This window comes from Mucilaginibacter sp. SG538B (assembly GCF_013376065.1).
In the GTDB taxonomy this organism is placed as follows: domain Bacteria; phylum Bacteroidota; class Bacteroidia; order Sphingobacteriales; family Sphingobacteriaceae; genus Mucilaginibacter; species Mucilaginibacter rubeus.
Window position 1 is genome coordinate 558,895 of the sequence record NZ_JABMJI010000002.1, and the last position, 21,360, is coordinate 580,254.

Sequence of the window (21,360 nt, forward strand, 5' to 3'; positions counted from 1 at the left end):
ATATTAATTATGACAGTCGGGCAGTCGACAGCCGTATGAGGTTAATGCAAGTTTATTAAATGTTAGGCGTGTATTGTCGTTCAGTAAACCGTTGATAGCTACTTTGGCGAAGCTTGTTTTTTCATCGGTACAGTAACGGCTTATGTTATAATTGCCGCGGTAATACAGCTTGCTGCCTGTATCAATAAGGGCAGCCTGGGGTGTTGAGTAAACCCCGCAGGCCTCAGCAACCGAGGGATCAAATATAACGGGGAGTTTCATCCCAAACTTGTCCTGGATTTCGCTTTCGGTGAAGCGTTTACTGCTCATGATTACGATGGCAAAATTCACCTGTCTGTGATATTGCTGGGCAATAGCCTTAAACTGTTTGATATTAAATCTTGAACAGGGACAATCCGGATTAAAAAAATGCAGGAACAGCGGTTTACTGCGATCCTGGTAGTGCCTGGGGTTGATTGACACTATCGTACCCTGCTTTACTGCTTTATAGTTTTCGGGTACAGGAGTAGGCAACTGGTATTGCAGCTCATTATACCAAAACAAAGCGCCAACAGCGATTAAAAGTATCACGAGCCAACCAATAACTAACGTTTTTTTCATTGTACCAAAGGTTGGCATACTTCAACAGAACAACTGAAAATCAGCACAAAACCATTTGTAAAAATAATTATTTTTAGTGTATAAAAAACACTTTTCCGGCATTTTAAACATACAGGTTTTAATTTAACCGTTGGCTAAATCCTTCCTTAATCTTTAATTAAGCAAACGAATAGCCATTCAGTTATTTGACAGCCTGTTTTTTTCTTCTTTCGGTTAGGTAACGACGCAGGGGGATATCGTAACCTATCATAACCAGGTAAGCAAATGTAACTAATACAACTAATCCGGGTATAATGATATACGCCAGGTGAACAGCATCTGGTTTATTTGCCACATAATAATTACCAAATATCCACATTACTGCATAATGGGTCATGTATAAAGGATAAGAGATACTCCCCGAAAAAACACATATTTTACGTAAGCTGTTGTTAAGAACAGCGCCTGCTCCCAGCGAAACCATTAACGGGAAATAAATGATAACTATAAAAGGCTCGGTAAGCCAGTTCCATGTTGAGAACGGAGACAGGAAAGCCAGCATCAATAAAATAGAAAGACCGATAAAACCAAGCTTATTTTTGACGATAAGGTTATAACGGTAAACCAGCAAACCAGCGGTAAAAGAATAAGCTATACGTACACCTCCATCCCAGAAAGTTCCGCCGCTCCAGCCGCCCATTAAATTACCTGAGTGAGCTGCCACATAGCAAATACCTACAGCAGAAATTGCAGCAAGGACAATCAGGTAGCGCCGCTGAAGGCGACAAAGCACAAGTGCATAAACAATGTTAGCTACATATTCCCAAAACAATGACCAAGCAGGTGCATTAAACCCAAACAAGTTAAAATACCGTTCATTCATTGTCGGGTTAGGAATCATTAATATGGAGCTGAGAAATAATAGTAGTATACTGCCCGCACTACGGGCTATGGGTTGGGCATTAAATGGATCAAATATAAACCCTAACAAGCCCAATACCGAGCCAAAAACAACAAGCGGGTGCAGCCTGATCAACCTCGATTTGAAAAATTCCTTTATGCCCATTTTGCCGATCCTGTCGTCATAAGCATAGCCAATAACAAAGCCCGACAGGCAAAAGAAAAAATCAACCGCTAAAAAGCCATGACCTATAAAATCCTTGCTGTAGTCGGAATAAGCAATCTCCATAAAATGGAAAGTAACAACTGCTATAGCAGCTATGCCCCGAAGGCCGTCAAGAATTTCAAAATGCTGTTTGGTTTTAAGGATGGCTGGGCTTAGTTTTTCCATGCGCTATATCGATTTACCTGTATGCCGGTAAAGAAAGGAAAATTTAGCCGGAAGTTCAAACTATGCGCTTAACAGCCAAACTGAGTGAGGTGATGGTCAATATGTTTATAAAACATATTGCTCCATTCGGTAATGGTTAAGGAGCCAAACGAATGCGACTCGCGGCCATCAAAAGCTTTTTCGCCCAGCTGCTGTGTTTTTTGGATGTAGGCTATCAACCTGTTTTTTTCGGTATTGAAATCCCTTTCGCCGGTAATAAGAAATGCAGGCGCTGTAGGGTTGTTGTGTTTATATGGTATTTCACTCACCACTTTGTTCTTAACCAGCATTTTCAGGATCAGTTTCATGAACAAGCCGGGTTTGGGGTGCTTATCTTCATACACCATTTCGTACGTTACACAGCAGTGTGCCAACATTTGTGCTACGTTCATTTTACCCCACCCCGGTGAGGTTTGCGGCGTGAGCTTGTTGATCCGGCTGATTACATCATCAGCTACCTCTGCAGTGAAAATATTGGGTAAGGCCATGAGGGAAAGATAGGTATTTTTATACAGAGACGTATTATATGTATATGTAGTTAAACCGGAAAATCTGCGAAGCGGGCGATGCATTAGATGCCGCCCAACAAAAATTCCCGATATGAATTCCGATCTTATAAAAAATAAAAAATATTTTTCATTTTGTCCAATCTGCTAAGCACGGTTGTCATTGGGTTTTAACAACATAAATTTAAAACAAAATGGAACAGAGAATCAGCATGTGGGAAAAAGGCCAAAATGCCTTAAAACCATTATTCGGTATTAATACTTATCTTAAAAAGTCGCCCCTTGAGTTATCCCTTCGTGAGTTGGTAAATTTCAGGGTATCACAGATCAATAAATGCGCTTATTGTCTTGACATGCACTATAAGGATGCACGTGCCAAAGGCGAAACTGAACAACGTTTATACGGCCTGAGCGCCTGGGAAGAATCACCTTATTATACCGATCGTGAAAGGGCCGCCTTTGCCTGGGCCGAAGCCGTTACCGCCTGCCATGTAACCGACGAAGTGTACAACATAGCCAAGGCGCAGTTCAGTGATGAAGAACTGATAGACCTTACGCTGTCCGTTACCACCATTAACACCTGGAACCGTATCAACCTATCGTTCCCAAATACGCCCGGCACATACCAGGTTGGCCAGTTTGCATAAACAGCTTATATTAACGCCATTAAAACATAGCCTTATGAATGAATTTTTGTTAGTGATCCACAGGGATCTGAAAAGTAAAGATGCCAGTCCCTCGCCCGAACAAATGCAGGCAGCTATAAAACCTTTCCAGGATTGGATAGGCGGCATCGCGGCCCAAAACAAACTGGTTGGTGCTCCCAAACGCTGGGATGGCGATGGCCGTACAATTAAGCAAAATACCGTGATCAATGGTCCTTATGCCGAAATTAAGGAATCGATAGGCGGGTTGTTTATAATCAGGGCCGAAGATTACGATGAGGCCGTTGAAATTGCCAAAGGCTGCCCGATATTGCAATGGGGGGCCACCGTTGAAGTACGAATGGCTGTGCCTGCCGTATAAAATAAAATGCCTTTGTACTTTTGCAAAGGCATTTTTATTTTAACCTATGCAACCCCAAGAACTTTTACCTCACCTGTTCCGCACCGAGTACCGGAAAATTGCAGCAGTGCTTTGCCGCCTTTTTGGTATTGAACATATTGAAATTGCCGAAGATATTGTGAGCGACACCTTCCTTTCAGCCACTGAAAATTGGAGCCTGAAAGGTTTACCTGATAATCCGACGGCATGGCTTTATACCGTTGCAAAAAATAAAACCAAAAATTACCTGAAACGGGATACGATTTTTAAGCAAAAGCTTTTGCCCGAAATAAAATATACTACCGACAGCACAGGCGAAATAGAGATCGACCTGTCTGCCAAAAACATAGTTGATAGCCAGTTGGCCATGATCTTTACGGTTTGTAACCCGGTTATTTCGGCCGAGTCGCAGGTGGCGCTTGCCCTTAACCTGCTTTGCGGTTTTGGTATACAGGAAATTACCGATGCTTTTTTAGCAAACAAGGAGGTGATATACAAACGGATAAACCGCGCAAAGGAAAAACTGAAAGAAGCCGGAATCCGGATCCAACAGCCAAGCCTTAGCGAGATCGGCAGCCGGCTGGAAACTGTTTTAACAACCATTTACCTGCTGTTTTCTGAGGGTTATTACTCAACCTCCCAAAACGTCACCCTTCGCCGTGATCTTTGTACTGAAGCTATGCGGCTTAATTACCTGCTTATTGAAAATCCGGCCACCAATATTCCTGCCGTAAATGCACTTTTTGCGCTGATGTGTTTCCACGCGTCGCGGTTTGAGGCCCGCGCCAATGATCATGGTGAAATGATCCTCTATGAGGATCAGGATGAATTACTTTGGGACAGGGACCTGATTAATAAAGGCATTTACTACCTGAACCAGGCCTCAACCGGAACTTCAATAACTAAATATCACCTTGAGGCCGGCATAGCTTACTGGCATACCATTAAGGAGGATGCTGCCGAAAAATGGGAAAATATATTACAACTGTACAATAGCCTCCTCATCTTGGAGTATTCGCCCATCGCCGCGCTGAACCGGACATTTGCCCTTGCCAAAGCTAATGGAAAACCGGCTGCAATAGCCGAAGCCGAAAAACTGAACCTGAGCAATAACCACTTTTATTATTCGCTGCTGGGCAACCTGTATACCGGCATAGATAATCAAAAAGCCTTACGGCATTACGAAACTGCTATGAACCTGGCTACTTCTGCAAATGATAAGGCAACTATGGCGGGAAATGTTGAGCGGTTAAAAAACTTGCAGGAATAGCCTTTTTACAATAGTTGAAAGGCTATTGGTTCATGCATACCGCAAAGCTATTGGCATATTTACAACGATAGTGAATTTAAAGCCAACCGGAGACCGAATGGATAATTGTTATCATTTATGAACTTTTAAACCGCACAATCCTTTTACAAAACAAACTTTGGTAAAATTCAATTAATCACCTATTTTTGCTGCAATCATATACATAACATCATGGGACACCATAAAGAAGAAAAAGAAAACTTTGATTACATATACTATTTGGTAGGATTAATCTCTGGCTTATTTGTAGGCGGTATTATTGAAAAAGGCTTTACCTGGATTTTTGTAGGTGGTGTTTTAGGCTTGTTAACTGCTGCTGCATATATCGCCGTGTTAGTTCGTGGCCGTAATGAAGAGGCCTGATCCTGACCTCCCTTCATTTATAAAAAATTGGAACCAGTTTTACGGCATTGTTGCCGCATGGCTGGTTTTTTTAGTTTTAGTATTCTGGCTCATTACCAAATTCTTTGAATGAGTTTAACCGACTGGATTGTTTTAGGCCTTACCATATTTTCTATAGTGCTTTATGGCATATGGAAAAGCGGCAATAATAAAAATATCGACCAGTTTTTGATGGGCAGCCGTTCATTACCCTGGTACCATGTGGGCTTATCGGTAATGGCTACCCAGGCAAGTGCTATTACCTTTCTTTCGGCGCCCGGCCAGGCTTACTCAGACGGAATGCGTTTTGTGCAGTTCTACTTCGGGCTGCCCCTGGCCATGATCGTACTTTGTATCACCTTTGTCCCCATTTTCCATCGCCTTAAGGTTTATACTGCTTACGAATTCCTGGAACAGCGTTTTGACCTGAAAACCCGGGCGCTTACATCGTTCCTCTTCCTGGTTCAGCGCGGCCTTTCAACCGGCATTACCATTTATGCACCGTCTATCATCCTCTCAACCATATTAAATATTAATACGGTTTACACTACACTGTTTATAGGCGGGCTGGTAATTGTTTATACCGTTTATGGCGGTAGTAAGGCTGTGTCATATACCCAGCTATTGCAAATGAGCATTATTTTTACGGGGATGTTTTTGGCAGGAGTACTGGTTGTTTACCTGTTGCCCGGCAATGTAAGCTTCATGAGCTCGCTCAAAATGGCCGGTAAAATGGGCCGTATGAATGTGATAGACTGGAAATTCGACCCCAATAACCGTTATACCGTTTGGAGCGGATTGATCGGGGGCTTCTTTTTACAGCTTTCCTATTTTGGTACAGATCAAAGCCAGGTAGGCCGTTATTTAACAGGCAGCTCGGTAGGGCAAAGCCGCCTCGGGCTAATCATGAATGGCCTGATCAAGATCCCGATGCAATTCCTGATCCTGCTGATAGGGGTGCTGGTTTTTGCGTTTTACCAGTTTAACCGCCCACCGATGTTTTTTAACCAGTATGAGGTTAAACAAATTCGAAAAAGCGTTTACGCTGCGGAATACGACCATCTCAATCAGCAATATGGCCAGGCTTTTGAGCAAAAAAAGATCAAGGCTAACGAGTTGATAAAAGCCATCGACAGTAAAAATGAAGATCGGATCAGTTATGCCAAAGATCAATTAAAGGTGGCCGACACTAAGGCCCGCCTCATCAGGCAAAACGCCATTGAACTGATGAAAAAAAATAACCCCAAGGCCGATGATAACGATACCAACTACGTATTCCTTAGCTTTGTTACCCAGTATCTGCCCAAAGGTTTGATAGGATTACTGATGGCCATTATTTTTCTGGCCTCTATGGGCTCAACCGCGAGTGCTTTAAATTCATTAGCATCAACCAGTGTGGTTGATATTTACAAACGCATTGTTAACCCTAACGCCACAGATCAGAATTATTTAAATGCATCGCGCCTGGCAACGGTATTCTGGGGCCTGGTTTGCATTGGGATGGCCCTTTACGCCAGCCGCATAGGTAATCTGTTAGAAGCCGTAAATCAATTGGGCTCTTATATTTACGGAACCATCCTTGGAGTGTTCATAGTGGCCTTCTATCTTAAAAAAATAAAAGGAACTGCGGTATTTATAGCAGCTGTTATAACGGAGGCTATTATTTGTATCCTTGGCTATTTTGACGTAATCGCTTATTTGTGGCTCAATGCTATCGGTGCTGTTTTACTGATTGTGATTGCACTGTTAATTAGTGCAGGAGCTCCCTCTAAATCTCTCCCAGTAGTAGAGACTTCCTGAATATTTTCAACCTTATAAAAAATAGAAGCGCCGCTTCTGCATAAGAACGGCGCTTAATATTTAAAGCCTTCCCTTGCGGGGAGGGTCGGGTGGGGTTTATTGCTTAGCCTGATCCAGTGCTTCCTGGTTTAAACGGGCGTATTCTTCATCTTTATCAGCTTTGGCTAAAGCGATACCGGCTTCGGCAGCGGCAATTGCGCCGGCTTTATCACCTTTACGCAGTAACAAACGCGATTCCCATAGCTTATACCACGGACCTTTAGGCTCAATTTTTTCGGCTTCGTAAACCCAGCCAAGGGCTTTATCAACGTCTTTATGGTTTTCGTAGTAGTATTGTATGGCGTTGAAGTAATATGGCTTGCGGTCACCTTTCATCAGCTCATCAATATTGGCTGTGATTTTAGCGTCGTCGTCAGTTTCCATGTGGATGTAGGCCGCGGTTTTGTCCCAAACCAAAACCAGGTCAGTTGATTTGGTAGTTGTATTAACAAAAGCCATGGTAAATGTTTCGCGTTTTTCGCTCACGCGGATGGGTTTTACAGTAAAACGCAGAAAATCCTGGTCCTGCTTGTAGCTGTAAGCGCCCCATTGTTTTACCACTTTATTAAGAATAATGGTCCACTCTCCTTTATTGGGGATGCTGAACAGGGAATAAGTGCCCGCAGGCACAGGGTTACCTTCAATAACAACTTTTTCGGTAAAGGTAATGGTAGTAGCTGCGTTGGCACCAGTGCGCCAAACCTCGCCGTAAGGGATGATACCACCGAATATTTTGCGGTCTTTAACGTTTGGGCGGGAGTAAGTTATGGTTACCTTCCCTAATCCGAAATCCTGGATGATGGTTTGAGTTGAGCTGGCCTCAGGTATGCGAGGTATCTGAGCGTATGACTTTGAGCTAAAACAACAGCACGCTATCAGCATACTGAACAGGAGTACGTAGGTTTTTTTCATGATTATAGTTTTCGAATCTAAGATACCAAATGTTTTAATGCGGATATTATTGTGTATGACCTAAAAATATTTTCAAGGTTTAGAAGCCTTCATACAAATACGTAATAAATGAAGGCCGCGTTGCTGTAAAGCTAAAATTGCCAGCGCTTTATTACCTTTGCACACATGATTGACGTTATATTAAAGAAAGGCAAAGAAAAAGCCGTTTTGCAAAGGCACCCCTGGGTGTTTTCAGGAGCGATTGAAAAAGTAAAAGGCAAGCCTGCCAATGGCGATGTAATAAAACTGCTGAATGCGCAAGGCGAATTCATGGCCTATGGCTTTTATAACGATCAGTCGAGAGTTACTTTACGTTTGCTGGAGTGGAACAAGGATGTACAGGTAAACGAAGCGTGGTTTCGCGAAAAAGTAGCAACCGCGGTTAAAAGCCGTGCTAACATATTGGCTAACGGTACCAATACCTGTCGTTTAATTTTTAGTGAATCGGATTATCTGCCGGGGCTAATTGTTGATAAATATGCCGGCCATTTGGCAGTGCAGGTACTTACCTCGGGTATTCAAAATGTAATGCCTGTTATTATTGATGAACTAAAAAAATTGCTCGATCCCGAAAGTATCTCGGATAAAAGCGATAATGCTTCACGTGCCCACGAAGGGCTGGCCGAAGCTGAGAATAAAGTACTTGCTGGCAGTCCGCCGCCTGAGCTGGTTGAGGTATTAGAAAACAACGTTATTTACGGTATCAATATCACCGAAGGCCAAAAATCCGGCTTTTATTGCGATCAGCGCGATAATCGTCATGTGTTGGCTGTACATACTAAAGATAAAAAGGTACTGGACTGCTTTTGTTATACCGGCGGCTTTACGCTGAACAGCCTTAAAGAAGGTGCCGCATCAGTAACCAGTGTAGACAGCTCGGCGTTAGCTATTGAAACGCTGGCCGAAAATATCAGGCTGAATAAACTGGATGCAACCAAACACACGGCTATTAAATCTGACGTGAATGTGCAGTTACGCAAATTCAGGGATGAGGGCGAGAAGTTCGATGTAATCGTACTCGATCCGCCTAAATATGCGCCATCACGCTCGGCGCTCACCCGTGCATCACGTGCTTATAAAGATTTGAACCGTTTGGGTATGCTGCTGCTTAATGAGGGCGGCTTGCTGGCAACCTATTCCTGCTCGGGTGCTATGGATATGGAAACCTTTAAACAGGTAATTGCCTGGGCCGCGCTTGATGCGGGTAAACAGGTTCAGTTTATCTACCAGTTCCATCAACCCGAAGACCATCCGGTACGTGCTTCCTTCCCCGAAGGCGAGTATCTGAAAGGTTTGCTTTGCCGGGTGTTTTAGTCGCCCTACCCCCCTAAAGGGGGAACTTTTGTGGAAGGCCTGTTTTGCTAAGCAAAGCAGGCCTTCGGCATTTATGCAATCTACAATCTACCTCGGGTTTTCAACCCGTGGTTACCATGATTTCAGCTTTCAGCTGAACCGCATTCCACGTAAGCTGGAAGCTTACCCGATAGAGCCCACAGGTTACGCTACCGCTAAACCTGCGGTAGTTTTCTTTAATTAACCCTTCTCCGCTTAAAAAAGCGGTTAATTTTTGAGCGGTTAATAAAATTTTAGTCCAATTAACCCCTTTTTTAACCCCCGTTTTAATACCACCCGCTATATCATTGCTGTGCCAAATGGAAAACATGAAATGTATTAAGCGGGTTTAACCATCCCTGTTTAATGGTTTTTGCTTCCCTTTTTGGCAAGAGTTATAAACCCATTAACCAATTATTTATGTACGAAAATTTTACCAATTATGATGGATGCCATCGCATCCGTTATCGTGCTAAAATTAAAGGGATGCTTCAATGCTGCATAACCGCCCTTTTATTTTTAGCCATGTGTACTTCGGCTTTTGCTCAGGGCAGCAAAATAACCGGTGTAGTAAATGACGAGCATGGGCAGCCCCTGCTTGGCGTTAGCGTTAAGCTTAAAGGTACGCCCAATGGAACTACTACTAATATAGATGGTCAGTTCAGCATCAATGCCGAACCAAGCCAAACTTTAGTGTTTAGCTTTTTGGGTTATATACAGCAAGAAGTTGCTGTGGGTTCTCAAAAAAGTGTAACTGTTAAATTATTGCCAAATGCCACCAACATCAACGAGGTGGTTGTAGTAGGTTACGGTACGCAGAAAAAAGCATCGGTGACAGGTTCGGTGGCTTCGGTTACCAACTCTGAGATTGTGACCACCAAAAACGAGAACGCGCTCAATATGCTTGCCGGTAAAATAGCCGGTGTGCGAATCACTCAAAATACTTCTGAGCCGGGTTCATTCAGCAACTCATTTGATATCCGTGGTTTCGGTAACCCATTAGTGATTATCGACGGTGTTCCTCGCGATAATATTTCAAGGCTCGATCCTAACGATATCGAAAGTGTTTCGGTATTGAAAGACGCTTCGGCTGCTGTTTACGGGATTCGTGCTGCTAACGGTGTTGTATTGGTTACCACAAAAAAAGGTAAAAAAGGTGCTATCGATCTCAATTATTCGGGTTCGTATGGGTGGCAGGTTCCGGCTTATATGCCAAAACCGGTTGGTGCTATTGATTACATGACATTGGTAAACGAGCAATTATTGCACAATGTTAATGGAGGACAGGTAAAATACACAGACGCCGATTTTGAAGCTTTCAGAAATGGTTCAAGAAAAAGCACCGATTGGTATTCGCAGGTTTTTGCCAACAGTTCGCCGCAACAGCAGCATAACCTGAACGCGTCGGGAGGCAGTGAAAACACTAACTACTTTTTGAGTTTGGGTACTACCGATCAGAACGGCTTTTTCAAAAGCAATGATTTGAACTACAAAAAATACAATGTACGCTCAAACATCAGTTCTAAAGTAACCAAAGACCTTACTGTTGATCTGAACCTGGCTGCAACTATCGAGCAAACAAATCAGCTTTATAATGATGCATGGTGGATTATCCGTTCATTTTGGCGCCAGGTACCAACCCAAACTGTTTATGCCAATAATAACCCGTCGTATTTAAATAATGGCGAGGTTGATGGTTCAAACCCTGTCGCTTTATCAGATGCAGGCATCAGCGGTTATAAAAAGATTGCGAATAAATGGTTTCAATCATCAATGTCGGCAACCTATACCGTGCCTTTTGTGCCGGGCTTAAGTGTAAAAGGCTTGTATAATTATGATTATTACATGTCAAACAACAAGCTGTATCAGCGTTCATACAACCAGTACACTTATGATGCAAATAAAGACACCTATTCTCCTATAGCCAATCAAACCCCAGGCTCAATTACCAGGCAGTTTTATGAAAAGCCTAATAGCTTAATGCAGTTGTCGCTAAATTATAACAAGGCATTAAAAGGTGGACACACTTTAACAGGCTTATTCCTGTATGAAGAAAGGTCACAGGGGGTTGATAACTTTAACGCTATGAAAGAGTTGTCATTACCGGTTGATCAGCTTGGGGCCGGAAACTCACTTAACCAAAAGGCATCTATCGATGACGGCTTGCCATCTGAGTTTATTTCAAAATCATATGTTGGCAGATTAAATTATGATTATAACGGCAAATACCTGGCCGAATTTAGTTTTAGGAATGATGCCAACTCAAAAAACTCGCCATTAAAAAGATGGGGCTTTTTCCCTGGAGCATCATTAGGCTGGAGAGTATCGCAGGAAAAATTCTGGAAAAACTCCTCAGCTCTTTCATTTGTTGATGATCTGAAGATCAGGTTATCATATGCCAAATTGGGTGATGACTCAAATCTTGATAATTTCAATTATCTGGCTGGTTACAATTATCCTGCTTCCGGCGACAATAATAGACTGCCACCGGGATCGGTGTTTGATGGCACGTTCATTAACGCTGCACAAAGCAGGGGTATTAATAACCCTTACATATTTTGGCTGGTTGCCAAAACTTATAACGCCGGTGTTGATTTACAGGCCTGGAATGGTTTATTGGGATTAACCGTAGATGTTTTCAGACGCGACAGGAGCGGTTTGCTTGATACCCGGATTGAGGCGTTGCCAGGCGTTGTAGGTGCTGGCCTGCCGCAGGAAAATTTAAATAGTGATCAAACTCAGGGTTTTGATATCGAATTAAACCACCGTAATCATATAGGCAATGTAAATTATATGGTTAAAGGTACATTCGGTTATACACGCAGCAAATGGGTAAGCAAAATTCATGGAGCTTATGGTAACTCACAGCTAAACTGGCATAACAATAATGACAACCGCTACAACAATATTTTTTGGGGTTATGGTGCGGATGGACAGTTCCAAAACTATCAGCAGATCTTGAATAGCCCTCAATTTGTATCCCGTAACGCCGTGGTTGGTGATTACATTTTGCAGGATTGGAACGGTGATGGTGTAATTAACGATCAGGACGTACACCCTATAGCTCAAAACGTGAGCAATAACAACTACAGTACGCCGGCTACAACTTTTGGCTTAACGTTGGGCGCATCATACAAAGGCTTTGATGTTAACGCGGTACTACAAGGCGCTGCTGGTATTAACGTATCATACATTGAGCAGTTAAATATCCCGTTATGGGGTGGCGGAAGTGCATTGGCCATGTTTATGGACAGGTACCACCCAACTGATCCTAAAGCCGACCCATATAACCCTAATACGGTATGGACACCAGGTACATTTGCTCTTACAGGTACAACTGCCAATACAAACTCGCTATCAAACATCCACAGTGCTGCTTATGTAAGGCTTAAATCAGCCGAGATAGGTTATACAATCCCGCAAAGTGCAGCAAAAGTGCTCGGAATAAAGGGTGCAAGGATTTTTGCCAACGGTTACAACATCCTTACCGTTACCGGCCTCAAATATCTCGATCCCGAACACCCATCCGCAAATTACGGTTACCTGTATCCGTTGGATAAAATATTCTCACTTGGCTTAAATGTTAAATTTTAATTAAGCATCAGATCATGAAAAAGTTCCCATATATCATACTCACTTTTTTACTTTGCTGGACAACAGCCTGTAAAAAGCTTGACACCCTGCCTCCAAGTATCATTAGCGATCAGGATGTATTTTCAAGCGCGGCCGGGGTAACTGCCTATATGGCCCGCATGTACAGCGAGCTCCCTATCGAGGATTTTAGATATTCACCTGAACGTGGCTTAAACATGTTTTGGATTATCAGCCCAACAAGCGCTACCACTGGCGAAGCACTTAGCCGCGACCAGAATGGTTCAATGCAGGAAAATACCGGGTTGTCAACCTGGAGCGATTGTTACCGCACCATTCGCGATGCTAACTATTTTTCCGAGAACATTGGCAAATACGCCGGCAACTTCACCAACGATCAGGTAAACAACTGGTTAGGTGAAGCCCGCTTTATTCGTGCTGCTACCTATTTTGCTTTAGTTAAACGCTACGGCGGCGTTCCGTTGGTTGATAAGGTGCTTAAATACCCGGAGCAAAGCATCGAGGAGTTAAAAATACCACGTAATTCTGAAGAAAAGATCTATGATTTTATTGGCACCGACCTGGATTATGCTTACGCTAATCTTCCTGAAACTAATCAGGTTGGCCGGGCCAATAAGTATGTGGCTGCCGGTTTCAAATCAAGGGCAATGCTTTACGCCGGTACAGTAGCTAAATATAACCAGATTTCATTGGTTGATGGCAGCGGCAACAGGCTTTGTGGTATCCCGGTTGCAAAGGCGGTTACTTATTTTAAAGCAGCTTATGATGCCGCGGCACTGCTTGACGGCAAATACAGCTTGTACAAAAAAGCATGGGCTGCGGGCGATAAAAACGCGCAGTACCTAAACTACGTGAATATGTTTTTTGATGCATCAAGCCCTGAAAACATATTTGTACGCCAGTATCACTACCCTGAATCGGTACATGGATATGATGCTTATAATGTGCCACGCCAGTTAATGGGCGCTAACGGTTACTCGTCTGAAGTTAACCCGACACTGGATTTTGTGGAGCTGTTTGACGGCTTTCCTAAAAATGCAGATGGTACCATCAAAACTACAACCGGTGGTAAATACGATTTGTACACCAACACTATGGATATATTTGCCAATGCCGAGCCAAGGTTAAGGGCAACCGTAGTTTTGCCGGGCGATGTAATGAAAGGTGTAAGCATCGAAATCCGTAGGGGGATTTATACAGGCTCTTCGGCAGGTGGTATCAATCCGCTGTTGCCTGCAGGTTCAACTGCTCATTATCCTACTGATAACATTGTTCAATCAGCAAACGCAAGCCAAACGCCATATAAATTACCCAATGGCACAACTATGAACCCTGCCGGTTTAAGCGGTTACTTTACAGGCGATGGAACCAACTCTGTTTCTGGCTTCTCCATCCGTAAATATATCGTACCGGATAAACCTACATCTGAAGTATTGGAAAACCGTTCTGATCAAACCTGGATAGAATTGCGTTATGCTGAGGTATTACTTAACCGTGCCGAAGCTGCCGTAGAGCTGAACTCGTTAGGCCAGTCGGATAAAAGCTATTTACAGGATGCCTTTACGCAGATCAACCAGATCCGTGAGCGTGCTGGTGCCGACCTGTTAACCGGTACCACCGACCTAACCATTAACGTGGTACGTAAAGAGCGCAAAAAAGAGCTTGGTTTTGAAAACAAACAATACTGGGATATGCGCCGCTGGAGGGTTGCTGATAAAGAACAAAACAGTACCATTTACCGCACGCTGATGCCTTTCTATTCGGCCAATGATGGTAAGTATTTCTTTGATGCCCGTTTAGACGAGCGTAATTCAAGATACACTTTTGATGTGCGCTGGTACTACGAGCAGATCCCGCAGGACGAGATCCAGAAAAGCCAGAATTTAATTCAAAATCCGGGTTATTAATTTTAAGAGAGAGATGAAAAAACTATTTTATAGCATAGCATTAAGTGTATTGGTTGCCGCAGGCAGCTCATGCAAAAAAGTTGATAATTATGCCGCTCCCAATGTTACCTTAAAAGGCACCGTAACGGATGCAGGTACAGGCAAAAGCCTGCAAACAGAACAAGGTTCAGGCACTCGCATCAAATTATTGGAGATAAGCTGGAGCTCAAACCCTACTCCGTTTTATATATCATCATTCCAGGATGGTACTTACCAAAACACCAAACTGTTTGCAGGCAAAAACGTAATTTCGGCAGAGGGCGCTTTTGTACCATTGGTACAGGTTGACGATGCCGGCAAAACCATTGTTGATAAAAGTCAGACAGTTGACGTAAAAGACGTAACTACCGTAAATTTTTCGGTTGAGCCATTTTTACGGATAGAGTGGGTTGGTGATCCGGTTTTGAATGCTGATGGCACCATAACTACCAGCTTTAAAGTTACCCGGGGTACTGCCGATCCTAATTTTCAGCAAAACGTGAGCGATGTGGCTGTATTTGTTAATTCAAACAACTACGTAGGCAATAATAACTACGATAACCGCTACACACCTAAGCTGAGCGGTAATGATGCAAATAACTCGGTTGGTAAAACTCTTAGTCTTACCACGCTTGGTGGCGCATTGCCGGGTAAAAGGAGCTATTTTATCCGCGTAGGTGCAAGGGTTTCCTATGGTCTTAATTATTATAACTATACCGACGTTAAAGAGGTAAAGGTTCCGTAAAAACAAATAATACCTGTGTGAGGGAGGGGCCGTAGGAGTGGTTCCTTCCAACACAGTTTTATAAAATATAACTATGAAGAATACGCTGCTTTTTTGTTGCGGACTTGCCCTCGCTGCCGGCGCCTATGCGCAGGATGCTAACCCCAAACCGGCTTCCCTGAAAGAGAAAACGGCTTTCCAAACCAGCAGTCCCTGGAGGCCCGAAATTGATGTGCGATCAGATATTGCCATTGTTTACGGCACTAATGATCATCCTAATATGACCTTTGAGCAACGCGTTAAATCATGGCGCGACCGTGGCTATGACGTAAATTTCATGACCGGTATTGCCTGGGGCGACTACAAAGATTACTTTTTGGGTAAATGGGATGGTAAAAACCACCTTGGCGTAGGGCAGGTAACGCAAAGAGGCGATACAATTTTCCACGGGAAGGATATGCCTTATGTTGTGCCCGATGATTCGTTTATCGAATACATGAAAACTGCCGTCGTCAAACGGGTAATAGACGTAGGGATCACCAACATTTTTTTAGAAGAACCTGAGTTTTGGGCCCGCGCAGGTTATAGCGCCGGCTTTAAAAACCAATGGCAAAAATATTACGGCTTCCCATGGAAACCACAGGATGCATCTCCTGAAAATACTTACTTATCCAACAAGCTAAAATATAACCTGTACTATGAAACCATCAAACAGGTATCATCATACGCCAAGGAGTATGGCAAAAGCAAAGGGATGAACATTAAGGTGTTTATTGCTACACACTCCTTGGTAAATTATTCGTCATGGCAAATCGTTAGTCCGGAGGCAAGTCTGGCATCACTACCGGGTATTGATGGTTACATCGCCCAGGTTTGGACGGGTACCTCACGCGAGCCTACTTACTTTAATGGCTTAGAAAAGGAGCGTGTATTTGAGAACGCGTTTTTGGAATATGGTTCGGTAGTATCCATGACAGCGCCGACAGGTCGTAAGGTGTTTTTCCTGACCGACCCGATTGAAGACCGTGTGCATGACTGGAGCGATTACAAACGCAACTACCAGGCTACTTTTACCGCCAAGCTGTTGTACCCGATGGTTGCCGATTACGAGGTAATGCCATGGCCAGAACGTATCTACACGCATCCATACCCGGTATTGGGCACTAATGAAAAAACGCTGATCCCGCAATTTTACTCCACCCAGATGCAGATCATGGTGAATGCGCTGAATGATATGCCTGTTTCAACCAACAAAGTATCTGGTGTTAATGGAATCGGCGTGCTGATGAGCAACACACTAATGTTCCAGCGTTTCCCAACACATAACGGCTTTGAAGATCCGCAGTTCTCTAACTTCTATGGTCAAACGCTGCCACTGGTAAAGCGCGGCGTTCCGGTACAAACCGTACACATGGAAAACCTGGGTTATGCGGCATCGCTTAAGGATATCAAAGTTTTGGTGATGAGCTACTCCAACATGAAACCGGTATCAGCAGAAGTTCATGAGCATTTGGCCGAATGGATTAAAAATGGCGGTGTACTGATCTACACCGGTCGCGATGATGATCCCTATCAATCGGTAATGGAATGGTGGGATACCAAAGGCAATAATTTTAAAGCGCCATCACAGCACCTGTTTAAACTGCTGGGTATAAACCCAACCGGGAATGATCAGCGTTTTGCTGTTGGCAAAGGTACGGTTTATGTGTTGAGGCAAAACCCCAAAGAGTATGTAATGCAGGCTAATAATGATGATAATTTCATCAAAACTGTAAAACATGCTTATGAAAAAGATGCCGATGGTGGTAAGCTAAAATTTAAAAATAGCATGTACCTGGAGCGCGGCCCGTATGATATTATTTCGGTAATGGACGAAAACACTGACAGCAAATCATACACTGTTAAAGGCCCCGTTATCGACCTTTTTGATCCGCAGTTACCTGTGTTGGATAAAAAAATCATTAATCCTAATGAGCAGGCCTTGTTATACGTAGTTAAACGTGTTGAAGATAAAAAGCAACCAAAAGTATTGGCTTCGGCCTCAAGGGTTTATAATGAAGTTATAACAGAAAACAGCTACAGTTTTGTAGCCAAAAGCCCGATTAATACATTAAACAGCGCCCGGATCTTATTGCCGGCGCAACCGAAAGAAACAGTAGTTACCGATAATACAGGAAAAACCATTGCTGATGTAAAATCCTCGTGGGATAAATCATCAAAAACCCTGTACCTGGGCTTTGCCAACAGTCCCGATGGTATTAAGGTGAGCATTAAATGGTAAAAAGAGTCTTTTTTGAGAGAGAGTTGATTTATGCTTCCGTACGCGAAATTTCACGTGCGGAAGTTTTTTTGAAAAGAGATTCCGTAATTCGCTCAAAAAATTTGTCCTTGTATTGATAACGGCTATTCGGAAGATTTTTTAATTCCCTCACTTGGGAGGGGTGCGGTGGAAAGTGTTGTGGCGGGGAGGGGTTTGTAGGCTTTGCTAATGAATATGCATGGTGATTAACCCCTCCCTACACCCTCCAGAGGGAGGGAATCGCGCAATCCCCGTTTTAAATTTCTTTGAGTACCGATAATACTGTATTGATTTGAAAATAAAGTCCCCCAATAATAAATGAAAAAATTACTTCTCCTGGCGTTTGCCTTTTTACCGGCAGCACTTTCGGCACAAGAAAAGGTGCCGTCACCTGTCGATCTCATCAACCCGCTTATGGGTACACAATCAAAGCCGTCGTTATCCAACGGTAATACTTACCCGGCAGTAGCCCTGCCATGGGGTATGAACTTCTGGACTCCGCAAACCGGTAAAATGGGCGATGGGTGGCAGTACACTTATGATGCCGATAAGATCCTCGGTTTTAAACAAACCCATCAGCCATCGCCCTGGATGAATGATTATGGTATGTTTTCTGTGTTCCCCGAAACAGGTAAGTTAAAACTGGATGAAAAAGATCGCGCCAGCTGGTTCTCGCATAAAGCTGAAACAGCGAAACCATACTATTACAGCGTTTACCTGGCCGACTATGACGTAACAACTGAAATAACGCCAACCGAACGCGCTGCCAGCTTCCAATTCACTTTCCCTAAAAGTGACAACTCTCATATCGTGATCGACGCTTTTGACAAAGGCTCATACGTAAAGATCATGCCCGGCGAGCAAAAGATTATTGGCTACAGCACTAAAAATAGCGGCGCTGTACCTGCCAACTTCAAAAACTATTTTGTTATTTATGTAGATAAACCATTCGCGCTGGCCTCTGCATGGCACGATTGGAAACAGGATGCCGGGCAACTGGAATACACCGGCGATCATGCTGGTGCGGTGATCACACTGAAAACCGCTAAAGGTGAAAAAGTTCATCTTAAAGTAGCCTCATCATTCATCAGCATTGAGCAGGCCGAACTTAACCTGAAACGCGAGTTGGGCAACGATGATTTTGCTGCTACCTGCCAAAAAGCAAAAGATACCTGGAACAAAACGTTAAGTCGTTTAAATGTTGAAGGTGGTACTATTGACCAAACCCGTACTTTTTACAGCAGCCTTTACCGTATGCTGTTTTTCCCAAACAAGATGTATGAGGTTGATGCCAATGGGCAAAATGTACATTACAGCCCTTTCAACGGTAAAGTTGCACCGGGATACCTTTTTGCCGGTACAGGTTTCTGGGATACCTTCAGGGCATTGTATCCTTTCCTGAATTTGGTTTACCCATCTATCAACAAAGAAATGCAGGAAGGCCTCATCAATGATTACAAAGAAGGTGGCTGGCTGCCAGAGTGGTCGAGCCCGGGCTACGCTGATTGTATGATCGGTAATAACTCTGCGTCGGTAGTTTCTGAAGCTTATCTGAAAGGTTTGCGTGGTTATGATATCGAAACTTTGTATCAAGCTCTTAAACACGGTGCTAATAATGAAGGCCCGAATGCTACCGGTCGCCGGGGTGTGCAGTATTATAACACTTTAGGCTATGTGCCATACAACGTAAAGATCAACGAAAACGCAGCACGTACGTTAGAGTATGCTTATGACGATTTTGCTATTTACCAGTTGGGTAAGGCTTTGGGCAAACCTAAAAAGGAAATAGAGATCTACAAAAAACGCAGCCAGAACTACCGTAATATTTTTGATCCGCAAACTAAACTGATGCGCGGTAAAAATCAGGATGGCACTTTTGAAACACCATTCAATCCGTTTAAATGGGGCGATGCCTTTACCGAAGGTAACAGCTGGCACTATAGCTGGGGCGTGTTCCATGATATTCAGGGTTTAATAAACCTGATGGGCGGCAAGCAGCAATTTGCAGCCAAACTGGATTCCGTATTTGAAATGCCGCCGGTATTTGATGACAGCTACTATGGTGGTGTGATCCACGAGATCCGCGAAATGCAGATTGCAGGTATGGGCCAATACGCTCATGGTAACCAGCCTATCCAGCACATGATCTATCTTTACAATCACGCAAATCAACCATGGAAAACCCAGTACTGGGTTCGTGAAGCAATGAACAGGCTTTACCGGGCAACTCCTGATGGTTACTGCGGCGACGAGGATAACGGTCAAACATCTGCATGGTATATCTTCTCAGCAATGGGCTTTTACCCGGTAACCCCGGCCAGCGACCAGTATGTTTTAGGTGCCCCGCTGTTTAAAAAAGTAACTGTTAATTTAGAGAATGGCAAAACCATCACCATCAACGCGCCAAAAAACAGCGCAGATAACAAGTATGTAAACACACTTACAGTTGATGGCAAACCATACACTAATAACTGGTTAAGCCATAAAGGTTTACTAAATGGTGCAGTACTTGATTTTGATATGCAGGCCACTCCGAATAAAGACCGCGGTACCAAAGATGCCGATGTGCCTTATTCAATGAGTAACGAGAAATAAACACCCCTCCTTAAAAATTCCCTCTTGAGAGGGAGCGCGGCGGGAATGAGCGAGAGCAGGGGTGTGTTTGTGCGATTTGATTATCAAAGCAGAAACACACCCCTCCGCCCCTCTCAAGAGGGGAATCGCACATTCCCGTCCTTTTTTTATTTTTTGCAGAGACGCATCACATGCCGTCTCCCGCTATGCAGATCAAACATGCATGATGGGAGATGCGGGTTATGCGTTTTTTGTTTTAGATATGCCATCTAAAAGTTTTGTTTTACCTACATTTAGCAATCAACGCTAAACCATGAAATATCTTTTACTTTTCGTACTTATCACAACTACCTGTATTGTTAAAGCGCAGGATTTTGCGGCTTTAAAGGCGGGACAATCAAAGGCCGAACAGATCATATTGAATGATGAAGACGGGAAGGTGATGATGGCATTTTATGATCCCAGCGCCAACAAAACTCAAAATAAACTTATTGCCTCTGTGCAGGCCAACGCCAATAAACATATCCCTCCGGTATTATTTACTATGGCTATGGTTTTATTTGGGCAGGAAAAATATAGCGATGCCTGTTTTTGGTTTTATGTAGCGCAATTAAGATCAAGATACGATGTAAACCGCAGTGTAGATAAAACGGTATCGGCAGCCAACTGGAACGGCCCAATCGGGATGTCGATAAACCAATATGCCTTTGAGCATCTGGATACCTTAGAAAAGGTTGTTCCCCAGGTTGTAGCTTATGTAACTGCAAATGACGAGTTATATGATCAGCGATGGATCAACGTTTTAACAGCACATGATAAGGTAAAAGACGAAGACATAGATAGGTTAAGCGTTGATAAAAGCCTTTGGCCAGGTATCAAGAAAGAAACAATAGATTCTTATTATGCCGATTTTAAAGAGGTTGTGAATAAAGCCAGGCAAAAGCAATAAGAATAT

General features: G+C 43.4%; 17 protein-coding genes. 13 read left to right on the forward strand and 4 right to left on the reverse strand.

Going from position 1 to position 21,360, the window contains the following annotated elements:
* Positions 1-3: 3 nt before the first annotated feature.
* The 3 genes from FHW88_RS11765 to FHW88_RS11775 form a co-directional block, all read right to left on the reverse strand.
* Positions 4-600: a TlpA family protein disulfide reductase gene (locus tag FHW88_RS11765; RefSeq protein ID WP_176625578.1), complete on the reverse strand. Its 597-nt coding sequence runs from the start codon at positions 598-600 to the stop codon at positions 4-6.
* Positions 601-781: 181 nt separating this feature from the next.
* On the reverse strand, positions 782-1,870 hold the full coding sequence (locus FHW88_RS11770) for an acyltransferase family protein (protein ID WP_176625580.1): 1,089 nt from the start codon (positions 1,868-1,870) through the stop codon (positions 782-784).
* Positions 1,871-1,938: 68 nt separating this feature from the next.
* On the reverse strand, positions 1,939-2,397 hold the full coding sequence (locus FHW88_RS11775) for a DUF1569 domain-containing protein (protein WP_176625582.1): 459 nt from the start codon (positions 2,395-2,397) through the stop codon (positions 1,939-1,941).
* A 212-nt stretch (positions 2,398-2,609) separates the two neighbouring features.
* On the opposite strand from FHW88_RS11775, the gene FHW88_RS11780 reads away from it, so the two are divergent.
* The 5 genes from FHW88_RS11780 to FHW88_RS11800 all read left to right on the forward strand — a co-directional run bounded on the left by FHW88_RS11780 (position 2,610) and on the right by FHW88_RS11800 (position 6,949).
* The gene (locus FHW88_RS11780; RefSeq protein WP_090531050.1) at positions 2,610-3,062 is read left to right on the forward strand and encodes a carboxymuconolactone decarboxylase family protein; all 453 of its coding nucleotides are present in this window, start codon (positions 2,610-2,612) and stop codon (positions 3,060-3,062) included.
* A gap of 34 nt (positions 3,063-3,096) precedes the next feature.
* The gene (locus FHW88_RS11785) at positions 3,097-3,441 is read left to right on the forward strand and encodes a YciI family protein (protein WP_090531052.1); all 345 of its coding nucleotides are present in this window, start codon (positions 3,097-3,099) and stop codon (positions 3,439-3,441) included.
* A gap of 46 nt (positions 3,442-3,487) precedes the next feature.
* Positions 3,488-4,729, forward strand: coding sequence for an RNA polymerase sigma factor (locus tag FHW88_RS11790; RefSeq protein ID WP_176625584.1), 1,242 nt, complete (start codon positions 3,488-3,490; stop codon positions 4,727-4,729).
* Positions 4,730-4,939: 210 nt separating this feature from the next.
* A complete protein-coding gene (locus tag FHW88_RS11795) occupies positions 4,940-5,131 on the forward strand; it encodes a hypothetical protein (protein WP_090531057.1) in 192 nt (63 codons plus the stop codon).
* A 108-nt stretch (positions 5,132-5,239) separates the two neighbouring features.
* The gene (locus FHW88_RS11800; RefSeq protein WP_176625586.1) at positions 5,240-6,949 is read left to right on the forward strand and encodes a sodium:solute symporter; all 1,710 of its coding nucleotides are present in this window, start codon (positions 5,240-5,242) and stop codon (positions 6,947-6,949) included.
* Between the two features lie 96 nt (positions 6,950-7,045).
* Here the strand turns inward: FHW88_RS11800 and FHW88_RS11805 are convergent, their stop codons facing one another.
* Complete coding sequence (locus FHW88_RS11805; protein ID WP_176625588.1) at positions 7,046-7,900, reverse strand: DUF2911 domain-containing protein; 855 nt, start codon at positions 7,898-7,900, stop codon at positions 7,046-7,048.
* A 165-nt stretch (positions 7,901-8,065) separates the two neighbouring features.
* Between FHW88_RS11805 and FHW88_RS11810 the strand changes: the two genes are divergently transcribed.
* From FHW88_RS11810 to FHW88_RS11845, 8 genes are all read left to right on the forward strand, one after another.
* Complete coding sequence (locus FHW88_RS11810) at positions 8,066-9,253, forward strand: class I SAM-dependent rRNA methyltransferase (protein WP_176625590.1); 1,188 nt, start codon at positions 8,066-8,068, stop codon at positions 9,251-9,253.
* A gap of 73 nt (positions 9,254-9,326) precedes the next feature.
* On the forward strand, positions 9,327-9,476 hold the full coding sequence (locus tag FHW88_RS11815; RefSeq protein WP_176625592.1) for a hypothetical protein: 150 nt from the start codon (positions 9,327-9,329) through the stop codon (positions 9,474-9,476).
* Positions 9,477-9,691: 215 nt separating this feature from the next.
* Positions 9,692-12,865: a SusC/RagA family TonB-linked outer membrane protein gene (locus tag FHW88_RS11820; protein ID WP_176625594.1), complete on the forward strand. Its 3,174-nt coding sequence runs from the start codon at positions 9,692-9,694 to the stop codon at positions 12,863-12,865.
* Positions 12,866-12,879: 14 nt separating this feature from the next.
* Complete coding sequence (locus FHW88_RS11825; protein ID WP_176625596.1) at positions 12,880-14,790, forward strand: RagB/SusD family nutrient uptake outer membrane protein; 1,911 nt, start codon at positions 12,880-12,882, stop codon at positions 14,788-14,790.
* Between the two features lie 13 nt (positions 14,791-14,803).
* The gene (locus FHW88_RS11830) at positions 14,804-15,553 is read left to right on the forward strand and encodes a DUF3823 domain-containing protein (protein ID WP_176625598.1); all 750 of its coding nucleotides are present in this window, start codon (positions 14,804-14,806) and stop codon (positions 15,551-15,553) included.
* Positions 15,554-15,626: 73 nt separating this feature from the next.
* Positions 15,627-17,813, forward strand: coding sequence for a hypothetical protein (locus tag FHW88_RS11835; RefSeq protein ID WP_176625600.1), 2,187 nt, complete (start codon positions 15,627-15,629; stop codon positions 17,811-17,813).
* A gap of 336 nt (positions 17,814-18,149) precedes the next feature.
* Positions 18,150-20,426: a GH92 family glycosyl hydrolase gene (locus FHW88_RS11840; protein ID WP_090531085.1), complete on the forward strand. Its 2,277-nt coding sequence runs from the start codon at positions 18,150-18,152 to the stop codon at positions 20,424-20,426.
* Positions 20,427-20,718: 292 nt separating this feature from the next.
* Complete coding sequence (locus FHW88_RS11845) at positions 20,719-21,354, forward strand: hypothetical protein (protein WP_176625602.1); 636 nt, start codon at positions 20,719-20,721, stop codon at positions 21,352-21,354.
* The last annotated feature ends 6 nt before the right edge of the window (positions 21,355-21,360 follow it).

Excerpts from the sequence above, each read along its gene's own strand:
- FHW88_RS11810 (WP_176625590.1), top strand. The coding sequence starts at position 8,066 with ATGATTGACGTTATATTAAAGAAAGGCAAAGAAAAAGCCGTTTTGCAA.
- FHW88_RS11780 (WP_090531050.1), top strand. The coding sequence starts at position 2,610 with ATGGAACAGAGAATCAGCATGTGGGAAAAAGGCCAAAATGCCTTAAAA.
- FHW88_RS11765 (WP_176625578.1), bottom strand. The coding sequence starts at position 600 with ATGAAAAAAACGTTAGTTATTGGTTGGCTCGTGATACTTTTAATCGCT.
- FHW88_RS11820 (WP_176625594.1), top strand. The coding sequence starts at position 9,692 with ATGTACGAAAATTTTACCAATTATGATGGATGCCATCGCATCCGTTAT.
- FHW88_RS11805 (WP_176625588.1), bottom strand. The coding sequence starts at position 7,900 with ATGAAAAAAACCTACGTACTCCTGTTCAGTATGCTGATAGCGTGCTGT.
- FHW88_RS11815 (WP_176625592.1), top strand. The coding sequence starts at position 9,327 with ATGCAATCTACAATCTACCTCGGGTTTTCAACCCGTGGTTACCATGAT.
- FHW88_RS11800 (WP_176625586.1), top strand. The coding sequence starts at position 5,240 with ATGAGTTTAACCGACTGGATTGTTTTAGGCCTTACCATATTTTCTATA.
- FHW88_RS11825 (WP_176625596.1), top strand. The coding sequence starts at position 12,880 with ATGAAAAAGTTCCCATATATCATACTCACTTTTTTACTTTGCTGGACA.
- FHW88_RS11770 (WP_176625580.1), bottom strand. The coding sequence starts at position 1,870 with ATGGAAAAACTAAGCCCAGCCATCCTTAAAACCAAACAGCATTTTGAA.
- FHW88_RS11785 (WP_090531052.1), top strand. The coding sequence starts at position 3,097 with ATGAATGAATTTTTGTTAGTGATCCACAGGGATCTGAAAAGTAAAGAT.
- FHW88_RS11775 (WP_176625582.1), bottom strand. The coding sequence starts at position 2,397 with ATGGCCTTACCCAATATTTTCACTGCAGAGGTAGCTGATGATGTAATC.
- FHW88_RS11840 (WP_090531085.1), top strand. The coding sequence starts at position 18,150 with ATGAAAAAATTACTTCTCCTGGCGTTTGCCTTTTTACCGGCAGCACTT.
- FHW88_RS11835 (WP_176625600.1), top strand. The coding sequence starts at position 15,627 with ATGAAGAATACGCTGCTTTTTTGTTGCGGACTTGCCCTCGCTGCCGGC.
- FHW88_RS11795 (WP_090531057.1), top strand. The coding sequence starts at position 4,940 with ATGGGACACCATAAAGAAGAAAAAGAAAACTTTGATTACATATACTAT.
- FHW88_RS11845 (WP_176625602.1), top strand. The coding sequence starts at position 20,719 with ATGAAATATCTTTTACTTTTCGTACTTATCACAACTACCTGTATTGTT.
- FHW88_RS11790 (WP_176625584.1), top strand. The coding sequence starts at position 3,488 with ATGCAACCCCAAGAACTTTTACCTCACCTGTTCCGCACCGAGTACCGG.
- FHW88_RS11830 (WP_176625598.1), top strand. The coding sequence starts at position 14,804 with ATGAAAAAACTATTTTATAGCATAGCATTAAGTGTATTGGTTGCCGCA.